Genomic DNA, 17,091 nt, shown 5'->3' on the forward strand with positions numbered 1-17,091 from the left:
GGTCTCTCCCGCCCCTTCTGCACCATTAACGGCGCCAGAAGAGGTTTTATTGCACCGTGCGGAAAATTTTTTTATTTTTTTCGCGCCGCTGGCCCTTCCCTACAAAACAGGCTTTCTATTCCCGGAAAAATGCGCTATAATAGGGGCCGATATTCCAAACTGTTCTGATATGGAGGTCCGTTATGATGAATGCTTCCCCTGCCCCGCAGGAGATCTTTTTGCTGAAACTGGGCGAGGTGGTCCTGAAGGGACAGAATCGCCAGTCCTTTGAGGACAAGCTGCTGGCCAACGTCCGCCGCCGGGTGAAAAACTGCGGCAGCTTCCAGTGCTCCCTCCGGCAGAGCACCATCTACGTGGAGCCCCAGGGAGAGGACTGCGATATGGAGGCCGCCTGGGACGCCTGCCGCCAGGTGTTCGGCATTGCCGCCGTGGCCCGGGCCGTGCCCTGTGAAAAGACAGTGGACGCCATTGTGGAGGCCGCCCGGACCTATCTGGCGGACGCCTTTGCCGTTGCGAAGAGCTTCAAGGTGGAGAGCAAGCGGGCAGACAAGATGTTTCCCATGAACTCCATCCAGCTGAGCCAAGCTGTGGGCGGCGATCTGGCGGAGCTGTTCCCCCATGTGGCGGTGGATGTCCACACTCCCGATCTGACAGTATTTGTGGAGATCCGGGAGAAGTACGCCTATGTTCATACTCCCTCTGTTCCCGGCGCGGGCGGCCTGCCCATCGGCATGGGCGGCCGGGCGGTGAGCCTGCTCTCCGGCGGCATCGACTCCCCGGTGTCCTCCTGGATGATGGCCCGCCGGGGCGTGGAGCTGGAGATGGTCCACTTTGTCTCCCCGCCCTACACCTCCCAGCAGGCCCAGGACAAAGTACTGGAGCTGGCCCGGCTGCTGACTGCCTGGACCGGGCGGCTGCTGGTCCACATCGTCCCCTTCACGGAGATCCAGGAGGAGATCCGGCGGAACTGCCCGGAGGAGTACTTCACCCTCATTATGCGCCGGTTCATGATGCGCATCGCCGAGGCCATCGCCAGGAAGGCCAACGCCGGCGCCCTGGTCACCGGCGAGTCCCTGGGCCAGGTGGCCAGCCAGACCATGCTGGCCCTGGGGGTCACCGAGGATGTGACCTCCCTGCCGGTGCTGCGGCCCCTGATCGGCATGGACAAGGTGGAGATCATCCGCATGTCCCGGGAGATCGGGGTGTTCGACACCTCCATCCTCCCCTATGAGGACTGCTGCACGGTGTTCACGCCCCGCCACCCCGCCACCCGGCCCCGGCTGGAAGATGTGCGGCAGGCGGAGGCCGCCCTGGACGTGGAGTCCCTGGTGCAGAAGGCCCTGGCGGACGAGACCTGGGTGCGGGTGAAGTCCACGGATCCGGCCCGGATCTGATCCAATCTGTTCCCGGCCCCGCCGCCTGTCGCCGGCGGGGCCGCTGTTTCAAAAAGGAGGTCTTTCCATGTCACACACCGCGGAGATCATCGCCGTCGGCACAGAGATCCTGCTGGGTAACATCGCCAACACCGACGCCCAGATGCTCTCTCAGAGCCTGTCCACCCTGGGCGTCAACGTCTTCTGGCACACGGTAGTGGGGGACAACCCTCAGCGCCTGCGGGAGGCTCTGGACATTGCCCGGCACCGGGCCGACATCATTCTCACCACAGGCGGCCTGGGTCCTACCTACGACGATCTGACCAAGCAGACCATCTGTGCGGCCTTCGGCCAGAAGCTGGTGCTGCACGAAGATATTCTGGAGGACATCCGGGCCTTTTATCAGTCCGCCCTCCATGTGCCCATGCCGGAAAACAACACCCAGCAGGCGGAGCTGCCGGAGGGCTGCACCGTGTTCGACAATCCGGTGGGCACCGCCCCCGGCTGCGCCTTTGAAGCGGACGGCGTCCATGTGCTGATGCTGCCGGGGCCGCCCCACGAGTGCGAGACTATGCTCCGCCGGTGCGTGGAGCCGTACCTCCGCGCCCTCTCCAAAGAGGTCATCGTCTCCCACGATATCATGACCTTCGGCATGGGCGAGAGCTCTGTGGACCAGCTGCTCCATGACCGGATGGTCCGCATGGTGAACCCCACCCTAGCCACTTATGCCAAGCCCTGCGAGGTGCGGCTGCGGGCCACCGCCAAGGCCGCCGGCGCAGAGGAGGCGGAGGCCATGCTCGCCCCGGTGGTGGCAGAGGTCCGCGCGGCTTTGGGAGACTATGTGTACGGCGTGGATGTGAAGGGCCTGGAAGCGGTGTGCTTCCAGCTGCTGAAGGAGCGGAATCTCACCCTGTCCACTGCGGAGAGCTGCACCGGCGGCCGGGTGGCGGAGCGGATCACTGCCCTGCCCGGCGTCTCCAGCGTGTACCGGGGCGGCGTGGTCAGCTACTGGACCTCTGTCAAGGCGGCGGTGCTGGGCGTGCCCCAGGAAACGCTGGACCAGTACGGCGCCGTGTCGGAGGAGACAGCCCGGGCCATGGCGGAGGGCGCCCGGCAGATCACCGGGGCAGACATCGCCGTGTCCGTCACCGGCGTGGCGGGCCCGGACCGGGATGAGCGGGACAACCCGGTGGGGCTGGTGTACATTGGCCTGGCCACGCCGGAGGGCACCTTCTGCCGCCGGACGGACTCCGGCCGCCGCCGGCGGGACCGCATCCAGGAGCTGGCCGCCAACCACGCTCTGGACGTGGTCCGGCGGTATCTCACCGGCCTGCCCATCGGATAAGCGCGCACCCAAGGGGGCCTGTGGGGCATATACTGGCCTAGCCCTTCAGAGAGGAGGCTTCTGTATATGCACTATTCTCAGGGGGATTTCTGTTATCCCCCGTGTTGTATCATTCCCACTGTTACGGTGGGCAGCACTGTCACGACACCCCCCGGCACCCGGGCCCGGGTAACCGCCTCGCCCACGCCCTGCGGTGTGGAGCTGGACTTTGCCATTCCAAGGGGTAATCCGGGCCCGGCTGGACCCCGGGGGCCAATCGGCTGCCAGGGACCGGAAGGGCCTCAGGGGCCGGAAGGACCCCAGGGACCGGAAGGACCTCAGGGGCCGGAAGGACCTCAGGGGCCGGAAGGACCCCAGGGGCCGGAAGGACCCCAGGGGCCGGAAGGACCTCAGGGGCCGGAAGGACCCCAGGGACCGGAAGGACCTCAGGGGCCGGAAGGACCCCAGGGGCCGGAGGGACCTCAGGGGCCGCAAGGGCCTCAGGGACCGGAAGGGCCTCAGGGGCCGGAAGGACCCCAGGGGCCGCAAGGGCCTCAGGGGCCGGAAGGACCTCAGGGCCCACAAGGATTCCAGGGCCCACAAGGACTCCAGGGTCCCCAAGGACCTCAGGGTCCGTCGGGTATTCCGGCCTATGCGTCTTTTGTCACCTACCAGCAGGAGTTTTTCAACGGCAGCTCAATCTCTTTGAGTGCGGCAGCAACGGATGTGACCGGCCACATTGTGCAGGAATCTACCACTCAGCTCCTCCTGCAACCGGGAGTATATCTCATCGCCTACCACTTTGCCGCCAACCTTCTGACCGCCGGATATCTTCAAATCACACCGGGCTACGGAGGACGCGGTCATCTGGAGTACGGCGTCTACAATCGGACCGGTATCGACAATACCAGTGTATCCGGCTCTGCCTCTTTCATCATCTCCGTGGAGGAGGCTACCCGTTTTTCCCTGAACAGCAACAGCAGCGTTACCGTTCGGGACGGCGAAGCCACTCTGGTGATTCTGGCTCTGCAGCCCAGCAGAGAGGCCTGAGCTGCGCAAGACCGGGAGACCGCCTGCAGGCGGCCTCCCGGCCCTTTTCTGCCGGAGTCCAGAGGGCGGTCTCAGCCGCCCAGTGCCACGTCCAGCACCATCATCACCAGGAACCCCATCACAAAACCGCAGGTCCCCGCCCGGCTGTGGGCCTGGGGAATCAACTCCTCCACCACCACGTACAGCATCGCTCCGGCAGCAAAACTCAGCAACCAGGGCATCAGCGGGTCCACGCCGGCCGCGGCCAGTGCCGCCAGCACGCCGAACACCGGCTCCACGGCGCCGGAGAGCATTCCCCCACAAAGGCCCTGGGACGGGACCAGCCGCCCTGCCGCAGGGGCAGAGCCACGGCGGCTCCCTCCGGAAAATTCTGGATGCCGATGCCCATGGCCAGGGCCGCCGCCCCGGCAAAGCCCTCCCCTCCGGACACCAGGGCAAAGGCCAGCCCCACCGCCATCCCCTCCGGGACGTTATGTAGGGTGATGGCTGTCATCAGCAGAGTGGTCTGCCGCCAAGAGGCATCCTGCCAGGTCCGGTCCCGCCGCAGATGGGGCAGCAAGGCATCCAGAGCGGACAGGAAGACCACGCCCAACAGCATTCCGCCCGCGGCGGGCAGCCAGTCCGGCAGCGCCCCCTCTGCGGCCCGGTCGATGGCCGGCAGCAGCAGGCTCCACACGGAGGCCGCCGTCATGACTCCAGCAGCAAAGCCCAGCAGGGTCTTTTGAAAGTGGGGCCGGGGTTCCCCGGCGAAAAAAAACACCATGGCCGCGCCCAGAGCGGTCATCAAAAATGTGAAGCCCGTACCCAGGGCCGCCCAGCCAAGAGACTGCAGCATAGCACCAACGCCTTTTCTCTGATTCAGGCGGAACACCGCCCGTATGCCAGTATAAGCGGCAGGACTTCCCGGCGTGACAGGGCTTGCATCCGGGGACGATGTGTGATATGGTATAGGCAGCAGGAAAAGCTCATATAAGTTCGCTGTCATGGCGCGAACGTCTCTACGGAGCCGCCGAAGGCTCTTCTATGAGTGTCTGTTGGAAGGGGCCATCCCCTGCCGGCAGGCGCTTCTTTTCTGTCTGAAAAATCCGGAACGGAAACAAAAGGAGATTTGCCATGTCACTGACGATCATCAAGGGAACTATTCTGTCCGCTCCCACCCTGGGACAGCTGGATGCCCTGCCGGGCGGATATCTGGTGGCCGAGGACGGCCTCATCCGGGGTGTGTACGGGTCTTTGCCCGAGCAGTACGCCGGTGCCCCGGTGGAGGACTGGGGAGACGCGCTGATCCTCCAGTCCTTTGCGGATCTGCACCTCCATGCGCCCCAGTACCCCATGCTGGGGATGGGCATGGACCTGCCCCTGCTGGACTGGCTGAACGCATACGCCTTTCCCACAGAGGCCCGGTTCGCGGACACAGGCTACGCCCGGGAGATTTACAGCCGCCTGGCCCGGGAGCTTATTGCAAACGGCACCACGCGGGTGTGCATGTTCTCCTCTCTCCACACGGACGCCACGCTGATCCTGATGGAGGAACTGGAGAAGGCCGGCGTCACCGGCTACGTGGGCAAGGTGAACATGGACCGGAACGCTGCCCCCGGCCTGTTGGAGGAGACCACAGAGGAGTCCAGGCGTGAGACGCTCCGCTGGCTGGATGCCTGTCAGGACTTCCGCCTGGTGAAGCCCATGCTGACGCCCCGGTTCACCCCCTCCTGTACTAATGAGCTGATGGCGTTTCTGGGCAAACTGGCGGCGGAGCGGGATCTCCCCGTCCAGTCCCACCTGTCGGAGAACCAGGCAGAGATGGCCTGGGTGCGCCAGCTCCACCCGGGCTGCCAGCAGTACTGGGAGACCTATGCCAAATACGGCCTGTGGACCAGCCGCGCCGTCATGGCCCACTGCGTCTGGTCCGATGCGCGGGAGCGGCAGGCCATGCGGGACGCCGGCGTGACAGCGGTCCATTGCGCCGACTCCAACCAGAACATCTGCTCCGGCGTGGCGCCGGTGCGGGCCATGCTGAATGAGGGCGTGAAGGTGGCCCTGGGCAGCGACATTGCCGGTGGGGACCACCTGCACATGTTCGATGTGGTGGCCGCCTCCATCCGGGCCTCCAAGGCCCGGCGGGTGCTGGACAACTGGGAGACGGATTTCCTCACGGTGCCGGAGGGCTGGTACCTGGCCACCTCCGCCGGTGCGGCATACTTCGCCGAGCAGCCGGGCTTTGCCCCAGGCAATCATCTCCACGCCCTGGTCCTGGCGGACGATGATCTTCCCCAGCCCCATCCCATGACGCCCCAGGAGCGGCTGGAGCGGGCGGTGTATCTGCGTCAGGGCGGCGCCATCCGGGCGGTCTGGAGCGAGGGACGGAAGGTATTCTCCGCAGAGGGTTGATCAAAGAGCGGGATGCTGTGTGTCCCGCTCTTTTTTGTTCCCGTCAGGGAGGCCTCCCTGGGGAGTGGTATGGGCCGGCACACCCCTAAAAGCAAACGTGCGGCGCACCCTGAAACGGATGCGCCGCATCTATTTTGTATTGCTCACGCCCCGGCAAACTGCGCCGGGTCCCGCAGGGCGTCCGCCGTTTCCCGGGGCACTTCAGCGGTAAACGTCAGCAGACCGCCCAGTCCTTCCACGCCTACAAAGCTCCCAACGCCCTCCAGGGTATCGGACAGGACCTCCGTGGTGACGGCGTTGCTGCCCTGCCGCACCTGGGTCCGGAAGACCTCCAGGTATTCCCGCTCCGCATCCGGGTCCTCCCCAGCGTGGAGGGTAGTCTCCTGCCAGTAGACATAAGTGTAGAGAGGGTCTCCCTCCGCATTCCCGTGGTCGGCGTTCTCGCCGCCGGCCTTGTTGATGAGGGCGTCGATCTCTGCCACGGCCCCGCTGTCTGTGACGGTGTACAGCTCTTTACCGGCGGCGTCCAGAATCTGGTAGTAGTGGTCCTTCACTGCCTCCTCAGCGGTGTCGGCCGCAGCTTGTTCCCCGCCGCAGGCGGTCAGCAGCAGAGTCAGGGAAAGGATACAGGGGATTATATGTCTTTTCATGGCTGCCTCCTGTGTTTTTCAGTGGGTGGGGTTCGTTGAGGGCTCTCCCCGCTGCCGTTCCCCCGGCGGTCACGGGGCATCTGGGCTGCGGGTCGATGAGGGTATCGGCCCCTGCGGATGGGTTGGATCTCCTTCTGCCCTCGTTCGCCCACCGGGATGTCAGTCAGGTATCCATTTCGCAGAAATACAGCGTGTCGCTGTCCGCGTCATACACGGCCAAGGTGACATTCAGCGAAGCCCGCTCCAGAAGGTTTTGTCCATCCCCGGCGTCACTGTGGCGGTCAATCAGGCGGTAGAAGCCATTGGCGATCCCCGGCAGCAGGGGATCTCCGCTGTCATCGGTGAGATAAGGGCCCGCGCTGAAAACTTCGCCGCCGTCCTCTCGGGTGACGCCATAGGCCAGTGCCTGGGCCGTCTCGTCCAGGGGAAGCGGTGTCCAGGCGGCGTTCGCCGCAATGGCGTCGGCTACCTGGCTGTCAGGAAACTGCAGGGCAACGCAGGAAATGCCGTCGCCGTGGAAGCCGCCGTGGGTGTCAGAAGAGGAGATCTCCTCTCCGGCGGACACATCGATGTGCAGCGCTCGGGAGATCTCCTCTGCCGGGTCCTCACTGCCGCAGGCGGTCAGGGTAAACAGCATCAAGGAAATCATGCCACATGCAAAAAGGAATTTCCTCATAGATAACGAACCCCTTATAAGATTCAAAACAGCTGCACCACGCCGTAGGTCAGCGTGGTGACGATGGCCCCGGCAATCACCACGCCCAGGAAGATGGCGGGCAGCGCGTGGCGCATCCGGATGTCCAGCAGGGCCGCCACCAGAGCCCCCGTCCAGGCCCCAGTCCCCGGCAGGGGGATGGCTACCAGAATGATGAGTCCCGGCAGGCGGTACTTCCGCACCATCCGGCCCTTCAGGTGAGCCCGGCGCTCCAGCCAGTCGATCCTGGGGCCGAAAAGGCGGGTGCCCCGGAGCCAGTCGAAGATCCGGCGGATCAGCAGCAGGATAAAAGGCACCGGCACCATATTGCCCAGGATGGACACCAGGCAGGCCGCGGCCGGGGAGAGTCCCGCCGCCACTCCCACAGGAATGGCGCCCCGGAGCTCCAGCACCGGCACCATAGCGGTGCCGAAGGTCAGCAGGATCGCTTGCATCAGGTTTTCCTCTACGGGCATGGCGGCCTCCCTTAAGATTTCCGGGGCCGTGGGATCACTCCCACGGCCCGCCGGAAGCGTATGGTCCAGTTTACTCCAGATTCAAGCGCTTTTTCAAGGTAATTGTGGTTACAATATAGAAAATCGCACCGTAGAGCACTGTCAGCAGGAGCAAAGCCACCATCGTGAAGTGGACCGCCGCCACGCCGGTGAGCTGGAAATCCAGCGTCAGCAGGAACTGGTGCAACGGCCCCTCGTCCAGCAGGACCAGAACGATGGCCCCCGCCATCTGCACCACAAACTGGAACACAAAGAAGAACGCCACGGACAGGGCCATCTTATGGTTGGCAAAGCTGTGGCCCGCCGCCAGAGCGGCATAGAACTGCAGGGAGAAACTCATGCAGGCTGCCAGCATCAGCGCCAGAAGCTCCAGCGCGAAAACGGTGCCGTTGACGGCGTAGTAGGCGGTCATCTGCTGGAACAGCTTGGGGAAAACACTCGCCAAATCCGTCAAGAAGCTCACGTTGAAGGCCGCCACAAAAACAGACAGGAACACCACCACGCCGGTGGCGATGAACCACACGGCGGAGACGATCAGCTTGCTCCACACATGCTGGTGAACCGAGGCGGGCAGAGTGAACATGATGTAGCCCTCGTCCCCAGCAGATTTTTGTAGAACCGCTGGAGCATCAGAATGAACGCCACAATGAACACGGCGGTAATGGCCACCACATAGGCCATGACCACCAAAGCGGCCAGCATATTCAGCACAAAGTTGCCTGAGTCCATCAGCCTGGCGGAGAAATTGAAGCCCAGGGCCACCGCCAGCAGAACCAGGTACAAAGGCCCCATGATGCGGGCCGTGGCACGGAATTCGTGCTTCAAGAGTTTCGTCAGCATTTGAACACCTCCCGGAACAGGGCGTCCACGCTCATGCCCTTCTCCTCCCGGATCTCATCCACAGAGGACTGGAGCACCACCTGGCCCTGATTGATGAAAATGACCTCGTCCAGAACCTTTTCCACATCGGCGATCAGGTGGGTGGAGATAATCACTGCCGCCTCGGGATTGTAATTGCCGATGATGGTGGAGAGGATGTAGTCCCGGGTGGCGGGGTCCACGCCGCCGATGGGCTCATCCAGCAGATACAGCTTTGCCGCCCGGCTCATCACCATGATGAGCTGCACCTTCTCCCGGGTTCCCTTAGACATCTGCTTGATCCGCTGGGTCAGGCGGATGTTCAGATGGGTGAGCATCTCCTCCGCCGCCTTCCGATTGAAGTCCCGGTAGAAGTCGCCATAGAAATCCAGCAGCTGCTTCACGGACATCCAAGTGGGGATGCAGGTCCGCTCCGGCAGGTAGCTGACGCTGGCGTGGCTCTCCTTTCCAGGGGCCATATCGCATACCAGCACCTCTCCCTCGCTGGGGGTCAGCAGGCCGTTGGCCAGCTTGATGAGGGTGGTCTTGCCGCTGCCGTTGGGGCCCAGCAATCCCACGATCCGGCCCGGTTCCACCGCCAGGCTCACATGGTTCAGCGCCGGCGCGTTGCCGTAGTGCTTGCTCAGATCTTTACATTCCAGAACTGCCATTGTCTTCTCCTCCCTTGGTCTCCTCCTGCCGCAGCAGCGTCAGGATCTCCTCCCGGCCATAGCCCAGGTGGGTCATGGCCTCCAGGAACGCCTGAATGTGGCGCTCCGCCAAACTTCTCTTTGCAGATGCAATCATGGCCTGATCCTCCGTCACAAATCTACCCGTGGTTCGCTGGCTGTATACCAGTCCGTCCCGCTCCAGCTCCGTCAGGGCCCGCTGCATGGTGTTGGGATTCACCCCGGCCTCCGTAGCCAGGTCCCGCACGGAAGGCAGCCGCTCCCCCGGCGGGAACGCGCCGGAGACAATGCCCACCTTGATCTGCGCGATCAGCTGGGAATAGATCGGCGCGTCATTGGAAAACTGCCACTTCACAGAAGCACCTCCCATTTGTGTTGTTGTACTAAGCAAGTAATACAATAGCACATTCTCCAGATTTGTCAAGTGGATTCGAAAAAAATTTTGGAGAGGCAAAAGCGCCGCAGCGGCTTATCGCTGCGGCGCAAGGGATTCATCGGTTATTCGATTTTGCGGAGGGAGGTTCTCTGATCATACCGGCAGCCCAGGATGAGGATGGCGAAGCCCAAAATGGTCACCAGAAGACAGGGCAGGTCGTCCCAAAAAGTCACCTCCACAAATTCCCACATATTCTCCGGCCCATACTCCGCCAGATACACCAGCAACGCAGTGGAAATACTCCAGACCGGCCCCGTCTGCAAAAACCGCAGAGGCGCGGGAAGGGGGAGCCGCATGTTCAGCAGACCCATCAGCACCAGGAGCCAGCCCAGATGATACCAACGAAGCCGCCCTGCCAATTGGCGGCCCCGGAATACCAGAATCACAGACACGAGAATCAGCAGCACATGGGGAATCATTGTGGGAATATACACCATCTGCACGTATTTCACCCAGGCAAAATTCTCGAGGTCCTGCGCCTGCTGGTATGTATTGGCCGCAAGAACAGCCAGGTCAACCAGGTTCCAGACACCCCAGGCCGCCAGAACCCAGGCCAGCAGATAGCCCCTGTTCCGGTACCATTGCTTGACCCGGACCCACAGGCCCGCCGCAGGAGCCGTGGTATTGGCCGTCTCCGGCTCCTCTAGTTCTTCCAGCAATAAGTAATCCGTGGACACGCCGAACTGGCGGCTGATGCGGACGAGCTTCTCCACCTCCGGCATAGCCTCGTTCCGCTCCCACTTGCTCACCGCCTGGCGGCTCACATCCAGCAGCTTGGCAAGCTGGTCCTGGCTCAATCCCGCCCGGGTCCGGAGCTTTTGCAGCTTCTCTCCAAAGGTCATGGCGCTTCCCTCCCCTGCCGTTTTCACACGTTCAGGATACCAGACGATACCGGGACATGCCAGCAACCAAACCTGGAATTTCCGCTACCACAGGTAGCGGAGCGGTGTTTCCGGCGCTCAGGCGTACATTTTGTCCAGGCGGGACACGATGTCCGCCAGAGTGTCGTGGTCCGCATCTGCCACGATGGTGGCCCCGCAGGCCCGGACAGCGGGTACGCAGTTGGCGGGGGCAAATCCCTCCGCCGCCCAGGTCAGCATGGACAGGTCGTTGGCCTCGTCCCCGGCGCAGTAGACGTGCTGGCGGGAGATGCCCAGCCGCTCCGCCAGCCGGGCCACCATGCCACCCTTGGTGGCGCCTCTGGCGGTGACCTCCAGCAGTGTCCGGTCAGAGAAGAAGATCTCATACTCCCCCGCCCAGGGCTGGGACTGCAGAAACGCCTTGACCTCCTCCAAAACGGCGTGGTCCTCCTCAAACATGATCTTTCCCAGCGGCAGGGGCACATCCAGCAGGGAGGGCTTTTCCACCACGCTCACATGAGTGACGTGCTCATGCTGGCGGGTATAGAGATTGGGCCGGACGGCGTGGATCACGTTGTCGATGTGGTATGCCTCCACCGCCAGCGTGGGGAATCGGTCCAGAGTCTCCTGTCCCCGCCGGCGGGTGCTCTCGTCCAGCAGAATGGTCTCCAGATACTCCCCCTTCTGAAAATCATACAGGGCCGCGCCGTTGCACACAATGCCCGGCGCGTTCATGGGCACCTGATCCGCGAATTTGATGAAGGCCGCCAGCGCCCGGCCGGTGGCGATGGCAAATCTCCCGCCGCCGGCCATGAAATACTCCAGCGCCTCCCAGTTCCGGCGGGACACCTCCGGCACCTCGGCGCCCGTGCGCCGGGCCGTCTCCGTATTCAGCAGGGTATTGTCAAAATCGCTGGCCAGCAGTACACCGTCAAATTTTCCCATAAAAACTCCTCCATCCTATCTCTCTGAAAAGGCAGATCCGCTCCATCTGCCTGCTCTCCCGGCATTTCAAAAGACCGCCGCCCGAAAAAGGGGCGGCGGTCCAGCCGGATTCACTCACTCTTGGGGGCGGAACCGCCGCCCTCGCCGCCGTTTTTGTTCCGGCGGCGCCCCCCCGGTGGTGGGGCCTGCGGCGGCGCTTGGCCTCGCCTTCACCGTCCGGGGCCGCCGCCCTGTTCTCCCCAGGTCTGGCTTCTGTCGGCTTGGGCTGCGCAGGCCTGCTCTCCTGTTTGGGGGACGGGGCCGCCCTTCCTTCTTCTCCGGCCCCCTGGCCTCGGCCTTGGGCTGCTCGACCCCCTCTCCGCTTTTGGCTCCCCCTCTCCGGCGGCCGCCCCGATGCCGGCGGCGTGGCTTGCCGTCGCCGCTGCCGGGTGCGCCGATCTTCTCCCGCATGGGCGCCTCTTCCAGCTGCGTGTCCATATAGAAGGGCGGCATCAGGGCCGGGGCCTCCTCCCGGAACTCCTCCGCCTCCTTCGGCTCCACATAGCGGGCGGGGCGCTCCGGAATGGCGATGCCCTCCCGGCTGCCCTTGCCGTTGCGCAGAACGCACACCTCACAGTTGTGATAGCACTTCAAAGGCTCCGGCGCACTGTCCAGGCTGACCTTCACGGTCTCCCGCAGCAGGTCCACGCTCTTCACATTGCCGGGGCCGTCCGGCGTCTGAACAAAGGATTCTGCCTTGGGCATCCGCTTGGCTGCGTCCTCATAGACGTTCTGCTCGTATTTCAGGCAGCACATCAGCCGCCCGCAGGTGCCGGAGATTTTGGTGGGATTCAGGCTAAGATTCTGGGTCTTGGCCATTTTGATGGACACGGGCAGGAACCCGTCCAGAAACTGGGAGCAGCAGAAGGGTCTGCCGCAGATCCCCAGACCGCCGATCATCTTGGCCTCGTCCCGGACGCCGATCTGCCGCAGCTCGATCCGGGCCCGGAACACCCCGGCCAGATCCCGCACCAACTCCCGGAAGTCCACCCGGCCGTCGGCGGTAAAGTAGAAGACGATCTTGTTGCCGTCAAAGCTGGCGGACACGTTCACCAGCTTCATCTCCAGCCCGTGGGCGGCGATCTTCTTCTCACAGATGTCAAAGGCCTCGCTCTCCCGCTTCTTGTTCTGCTCCACGGTGCGGCGGTCGCTGTCCGTGGCCATCCGCAGCATAGGGCTCAGGGGCTTGACAATGGCGGAGTCCTCCACCTCGTGGTTCCCCTCCGTGCAGGTGGCGAATTCCGGGCCCTGGGCGGTCTCCACGATCACCTGGTCTCCCATCTTCACCTGGTTGCCGTTTGGATTGAAATAGTAATTTTTACAGCCGCCTCGAAAGCGGACGCTGATAACTTCTGTCAAAGGATGCCCTCCAATTCCACCGCGATGGCGCCCAGCACATGGCCGGTTCCCACGTTGTACGTGCACTCCCCGCGATACTTCTGTAACAGCTCTATTGTGCGCATGATTTGGGATTTTGTCAAGTTTTTCGCGAGAATTGGGGCGATTTCCCGGCAGCTTTCCTCCGGTTCCTGTCCATATTGCAGCAGCAGCGCCGCCGCGCACAGGGCCCGGCTCCGCTCCAGCAGGGCGGACAGGTCCTCCCGGGTGATGCGCTTTTTCTCCAGCCGCACCGCCAGCTCCGTCACCTTTCCCCGCTTCCGGGCGGCCAGGCAGCGGCACAGGGCCTCTGCCGCCTGGACCTCTTCACCGCCGCCTTCCGCAGCCGGGTGCAGCTTCAGCTCCACGCACCGGGAGCGCAGGGTCTGGAGCACCACAGCGGCATTTTCCGCACAGAAGAGAAAGGCCGCATAGGGCGGCCCCTCCTCCACCACCTTCAGCAACACGTTCTGGTCCTGTTCCGTCAGCAGGGCGCAGTCCGGAAACACATAGACCTTCCGCCGCCCCTCGTTGGGGCGGATGTAGGCGTCTGCCCGGATGGCGCGCACCACGTCCACGGCGATGTTCTTATGGTCTGGGTCCCGGACGGTGATCACGTCCGGATGGATGCCCGCCAGCACCTTCCGGCAGGCGGGGCAGACGCCGCAGGGGCGGCTCTCCTCCCCCGTGCACTCCAGGGCGGCGGCGGCAAAGCAGGCGGCGGACATCCGGTCGCCGCTGCCGGTGAGCAGCAGGGCGTGGGACAGGGTGCCGCGAGTGGCGGCCTCCCGGATGCGGATGGCGGCTGGCTCCTCCGGCCGCAGGCCGAACAGGGACATGGCGTACTCTCCTTTTCCCGCTGTGAGCACGGGCTGATCTGCAGATTTTCCGGCGGCGCCGGGTGTTTGGGGCGCCCGGCGGCCTTCCGGCGGGCACACTGGAGCCATTGTACCACATGGCCCCGAAAAAGGAAAGAACGTAAATATTTTCTTTGTTGCGCAACTGTTAATTGTGTGGATTGCACAAACATTTGTGAAAATACTCCAGCTATCCCCAAATTTCTTAGCATTTTTATGTATTGTTTTCCGAAAAAATTCCCAATATAATGTTATCGTTATCAAAATGGGCTAATCGTTTAACCGCAGATTGGAGTCCACCCGACTTTCGACTGCGGCAGGAAAGAGAGGTTTGGACTACATGAGCAAAAAATATGTCTATTTGTTCAGCGAGGGCAACGCCAACATGCGGGAGCTGCTTGGCGGCAAGGGTGCCAATCTGGCCGAAATGACCAACATTGGCCTGCCGGTGCCCCAGGGCTTCACCATCACCACCGAGGCCTGCACCCAGTACTATGAGGACGGCCAGAAGATCAACGACGGGATCCAGGCGGAGATCATGGAGTATATCACCAAGCTGGAGGGCATCACCGGCAAGAAGTTCGGCGATCTGGAGAACCCCCTGCTGGTCTCCGTGCGTTCCGGCGCCCGGGCCTCCATGCCCGGCATGATGGACACCATCCTGAATCTGGGTCTGAACGAGGACGTGGTGGACGTGCTGGCCAAGAAGTCCGGCAACCCCCGCTGGGCCTGGGACTGCTACCGCCGCTTCATCCAGATGTACTCCGACGTGGTGATGGAAGTGGGCAAGAAGTACTTTGAGCAGCTCATCGACCAGATGAAGGAGGCCCGCGGCGTCACCCAGGACGTGGAGCTGACTGCCGACGACCTGAAGGAGCTGGCCGGCCAGTTCAAGGCCGAGTACAAGTCCAAGATCGGCGCAGACTTCCCCACCGACCCCAAGGAGCAGCTGATGGGCGCCATCAAGGCCGTGTTCCGCTCCTGGGACAACCCCCGCGCCAACGTGTACCGCCGGGACAACGACATCCCCTACTCCTGGGGCACCGCCGTCAACGTCCAGTCCATGGCCTTCGGCAACATGGGCGACGACTGCGGCACCGGCGTGGCCTTCACCCGCAACCCCGCCACCGGCGAGAAGAAGCTGTTCGGTGAGTTCCTGACCAATGCCCAGGGCGAGGACGTGGTGGCCGGCATCCGGACTCCCATGCCCATCAGCGAAATGAGCGAAAAGTTCCCCGAGGCCTTCGCCCAGTTTGAGAAGGTCTGCAAGATTCTAGAGGATCACTATCACGATATGCAGGATATGGAGTTCACCGTGGAGAACGGCAAGCTCTACATGCTGCAGACCCGCAACGGCAAGCGCACCCCTGCCGCTGCGCTCAAGATCGCCTGCGACCTGGTGGACGAGGGGATGATCGACGAAAAGCAGGCCGTGGCCATGATCGATCCCCGCACCCTGGACACCCTGCTGCATCCCCAGTTTGACGGCGAGGTGCTGAAGAAGACCCCCGTGATCGGCAGCGCCCTGGCCGCCTCTCCCGGCGCCGCCTGCGGCAAGGTCGTCTTCTCCGCTGAGGACGCCAAGGCCTGGGCCGAGCGCGGCGAGAAGGTGGTCCTGGTCCGGCTGGAGACCTCTCCTGAGGATATCGAGGGCATGAAAGCTGCTCAGGGCATCCTGACTGTGCGGGGCGGCATGACCTCCCACGCGGCCGTGGTGGCCCGCGGCATGGGCAAGTGCTGCGTCTCCGGCTGCGGCGCCATCAAGATGGACGAGGAGAATAAGCAGTTTGAGCTCTCCGGCAAGACCTTCCACGAAGGCGACTGGCTGTCCATCGACGGTTCCACCGGCAAGATCTACGACGGCGCCATCCCCACGGTGGACGCCTCTATCGGCGGCGAGTTCGGCCGGGTCATGGGCTGGGCCGACCAGTACCGCCGCCTGAAGGTCCGCACCAATGCGGACACCCCCCACGACGCCGCCCAGGCCCGGAAGTTCGGCGCTGAGGGCATCGGCCTGTGCCGGACCGAGCACATGTTCTTTGACGCAGACCGCATTCCCGCCATCCGCCGAATGATCTGCTCCGACACCGTGGAGCAGCGTGAGGCCGCTCTGGCTGTTCTGGAGCCTATGCAGCAGTCCGACTTCGAGGGCATCTATGAGGCTATGGAGGGCCTGCCTGTCACCATCCGTTTCCTGGATCCCCCGCTGCACGAGTTCGTGCCCACTGAGGAGGCCGACATCGAGCTGCTGGCCAAGGACATGGGCAAGAGCGTTGCGGAGATCAAGGCCATCATCGCCGGCCTGCACGAGTTCAACCCCATGATGGGTCACCGGGGCTGCCGTCTGGCGGTCACCTATCCGGAGATCGCCGCCATGCAGACCCGCGCCGTCATCAAGGCTGCGCTGAACGTCCAGGCCAAGCATCCCGAGTGGACCATGGTGCCTGAGATCATGATCCCCCTGGTGGGCGAGGTCAAGGAGCTGGCATACGTGAAGAAGGTCGTGGTGGAGACCGCCGATGCCATCATCAAGGAGGCCGGCTCCAACATGAAGTACCTGGTGGGCACCATGATCGAGATCCCCCGGGCCGCGCTGACCGCCGATGAGATCGCCAAGCAGGCGGACTTCTTCTCCTTCGGCACCAACGACCTGACTCAGATGACCTTCGGCTTCAGCCGTGATGACGCGGGCAAGTTCCTGGACGCCTATTACGACAAGAAGATCTACGAGAACGATCCCTTCGCCAAGCTGGACCAGACCGGCGTGGGCAAGCTGGTGGATATGGCCTGCAAGATGGGCCGCGCCACCAACCCCGAGCTGCATCTGGGCGTGTGCGGCGAGCACGGCGGCGACCCCTCCAGTGTGGAGTTCTTCCACCGGACGGGCCTGGATTATGTGTCCTGCTCTCCCTTCCGGGTGCCCATCGCCCGGCTGGCTGCGGCACAGGCTGCCATCAAGGACGAGAAGTAATCTTCTCTCTCATAAAAAACCGGACCGCCCAAAGAGGGCGGTCCGGTTTCTTTGTATCGATGCAT

General features: G+C 63.2%; 16 protein-coding genes, 1 pseudogene and 1 riboswitch. Of the genes and pseudogenes, 5 read left to right on the forward strand and 12 right to left on the reverse strand.

What is annotated here, in order from left to right:
- Positions 1-182 precede the first annotated feature (182 nt).
- From thiI to EIO64_RS10055, 3 genes are all read left to right on the forward strand, one after another.
- Positions 183-1,394 carry a tRNA uracil 4-sulfurtransferase ThiI gene (gene thiI / locus EIO64_RS10040; protein ID WP_021750820.1) on the forward strand — a complete coding sequence of 404 codons (1,212 nt, stop codon included), beginning with the start codon at positions 183-185 and terminating at the stop codon, positions 1,392-1,394.
- A 67-nt stretch (positions 1,395-1,461) separates the two neighbouring features.
- Complete coding sequence (locus tag EIO64_RS10045) at positions 1,462-2,718, forward strand: competence/damage-inducible protein A (protein WP_119311825.1); 1,257 nt, start codon at positions 1,462-1,464, stop codon at positions 2,716-2,718.
- Positions 2,719-3,402: 684 nt separating this feature from the next.
- On the forward strand, positions 3,403-3,747 hold the full coding sequence (locus EIO64_RS10055; RefSeq protein ID WP_025545020.1) for a hypothetical protein: 345 nt from the start codon (positions 3,403-3,405) through the stop codon (positions 3,745-3,747).
- Between the two features lie 71 nt (positions 3,748-3,818).
- Here the strand turns inward: EIO64_RS10055 and EIO64_RS10060 are convergent.
- A pseudogene (locus tag EIO64_RS10060) lies at positions 3,819-4,582 on the reverse strand (ZIP family metal transporter).
- 110 nt (positions 4,583-4,692) lie between these two features.
- Positions 4,693-4,791: riboswitch (purine riboswitch) on the forward strand.
- A 69-nt stretch (positions 4,792-4,860) separates the two neighbouring features.
- Here EIO64_RS10060 and EIO64_RS10065 point away from each other — a divergent pair.
- On the forward strand, positions 4,861-6,135 hold the full coding sequence (locus EIO64_RS10065) for an amidohydrolase family protein (protein WP_119311826.1): 1,275 nt from the start codon (positions 4,861-4,863) through the stop codon (positions 6,133-6,135).
- 143 nt (positions 6,136-6,278) lie between these two features.
- Here the strand turns inward: EIO64_RS10065 and EIO64_RS10070 are convergent, their stop codons facing one another.
- From EIO64_RS10070 to EIO64_RS10120, 11 genes are all read right to left on the reverse strand, one after another.
- Entirely contained in the window at positions 6,279-6,785 is a 507-nt protein-coding gene (locus tag EIO64_RS10070; protein ID WP_119311827.1) for a hypothetical protein, read from the reverse strand.
- Between the two features lie 163 nt (positions 6,786-6,948).
- The gene (locus EIO64_RS10075) at positions 6,949-7,434 is read right to left on the reverse strand and encodes a hypothetical protein (RefSeq protein ID WP_119311828.1); all 486 of its coding nucleotides are present in this window, start codon (positions 7,432-7,434) and stop codon (positions 6,949-6,951) included.
- Between the two features lie 50 nt (positions 7,435-7,484).
- Positions 7,485-7,955 carry a COG2426 family protein gene (locus EIO64_RS10080; RefSeq protein ID WP_021747586.1) on the reverse strand — a complete coding sequence of 157 codons (471 nt, stop codon included), beginning with the start codon at positions 7,953-7,955 and terminating at the stop codon, positions 7,485-7,487.
- 70 nt (positions 7,956-8,025) lie between these two features.
- Complete coding sequence (locus EIO64_RS10085; RefSeq protein WP_136891290.1) at positions 8,026-8,577, reverse strand: hypothetical protein; 552 nt, start codon at positions 8,575-8,577, stop codon at positions 8,026-8,028.
- Positions 8,529-8,834: a hypothetical protein gene (locus tag EIO64_RS10090; protein WP_136891291.1), complete on the reverse strand. Its 306-nt coding sequence runs from the start codon at positions 8,832-8,834 to the stop codon at positions 8,529-8,531. Before EIO64_RS10090 ends, EIO64_RS10085 begins: the two co-directional genes overlap by 49 nt.
- On the reverse strand, positions 8,828-9,523 hold the full coding sequence (locus EIO64_RS10095) for an ABC transporter ATP-binding protein (RefSeq protein ID WP_021747584.1): 696 nt from the start codon (positions 9,521-9,523) through the stop codon (positions 8,828-8,830). The genes EIO64_RS10090 and EIO64_RS10095 overlap by 7 nt, the downstream gene beginning before the upstream one ends.
- Entirely contained in the window at positions 9,504-9,896 is a 393-nt protein-coding gene (locus tag EIO64_RS10100) for a GntR family transcriptional regulator (RefSeq protein WP_025545026.1), read from the reverse strand. Before EIO64_RS10100 ends, EIO64_RS10095 begins: the two co-directional genes overlap by 20 nt.
- 143 nt (positions 9,897-10,039) lie before the next feature.
- The gene (locus EIO64_RS10105; RefSeq protein WP_119311830.1) at positions 10,040-10,819 is read right to left on the reverse strand and encodes a helix-turn-helix domain-containing protein; all 780 of its coding nucleotides are present in this window, start codon (positions 10,817-10,819) and stop codon (positions 10,040-10,042) included.
- 117 nt (positions 10,820-10,936) lie between these two features.
- On the reverse strand, positions 10,937-11,782 hold the full coding sequence (locus tag EIO64_RS10110) for an HAD-IIB family hydrolase (protein ID WP_119311831.1): 846 nt from the start codon (positions 11,780-11,782) through the stop codon (positions 10,937-10,939).
- Positions 11,783-11,896: 114 nt separating this feature from the next.
- Positions 11,897-13,180, reverse strand: coding sequence for a PSP1 domain-containing protein (locus tag EIO64_RS19365; RefSeq protein WP_136891292.1), 1,284 nt, complete (start codon positions 13,178-13,180; stop codon positions 11,897-11,899).
- Positions 13,177-14,037 (reverse strand): DNA polymerase III, delta' subunit family protein, encoded by an 861-nt coding sequence (locus tag EIO64_RS10120; protein ID WP_021751207.1) that lies wholly within the window; start codon positions 14,035-14,037, stop codon positions 13,177-13,179. Before EIO64_RS10120 ends, EIO64_RS19365 begins: the two co-directional genes overlap by 4 nt.
- Before the next feature lie 358 nt (positions 14,038-14,395).
- Here EIO64_RS10120 and ppdK point away from each other — a divergent pair, with 358 nt between their 5' ends.
- Positions 14,396-17,026 carry a pyruvate, phosphate dikinase gene (gene ppdK / locus EIO64_RS10125; protein ID WP_021751206.1) on the forward strand — a complete coding sequence of 877 codons (2,631 nt, stop codon included), beginning with the start codon at positions 14,396-14,398 and terminating at the stop codon, positions 17,024-17,026.
- Positions 17,027-17,091 lie beyond the last annotated feature (65 nt).

It is taken from the genome of Dysosmobacter welbionis (genome assembly GCF_005121165.3).
Lineage (GTDB): Bacteria > Bacillota > Clostridia > Oscillospirales > Oscillospiraceae > Oscillibacter > Oscillibacter welbionis.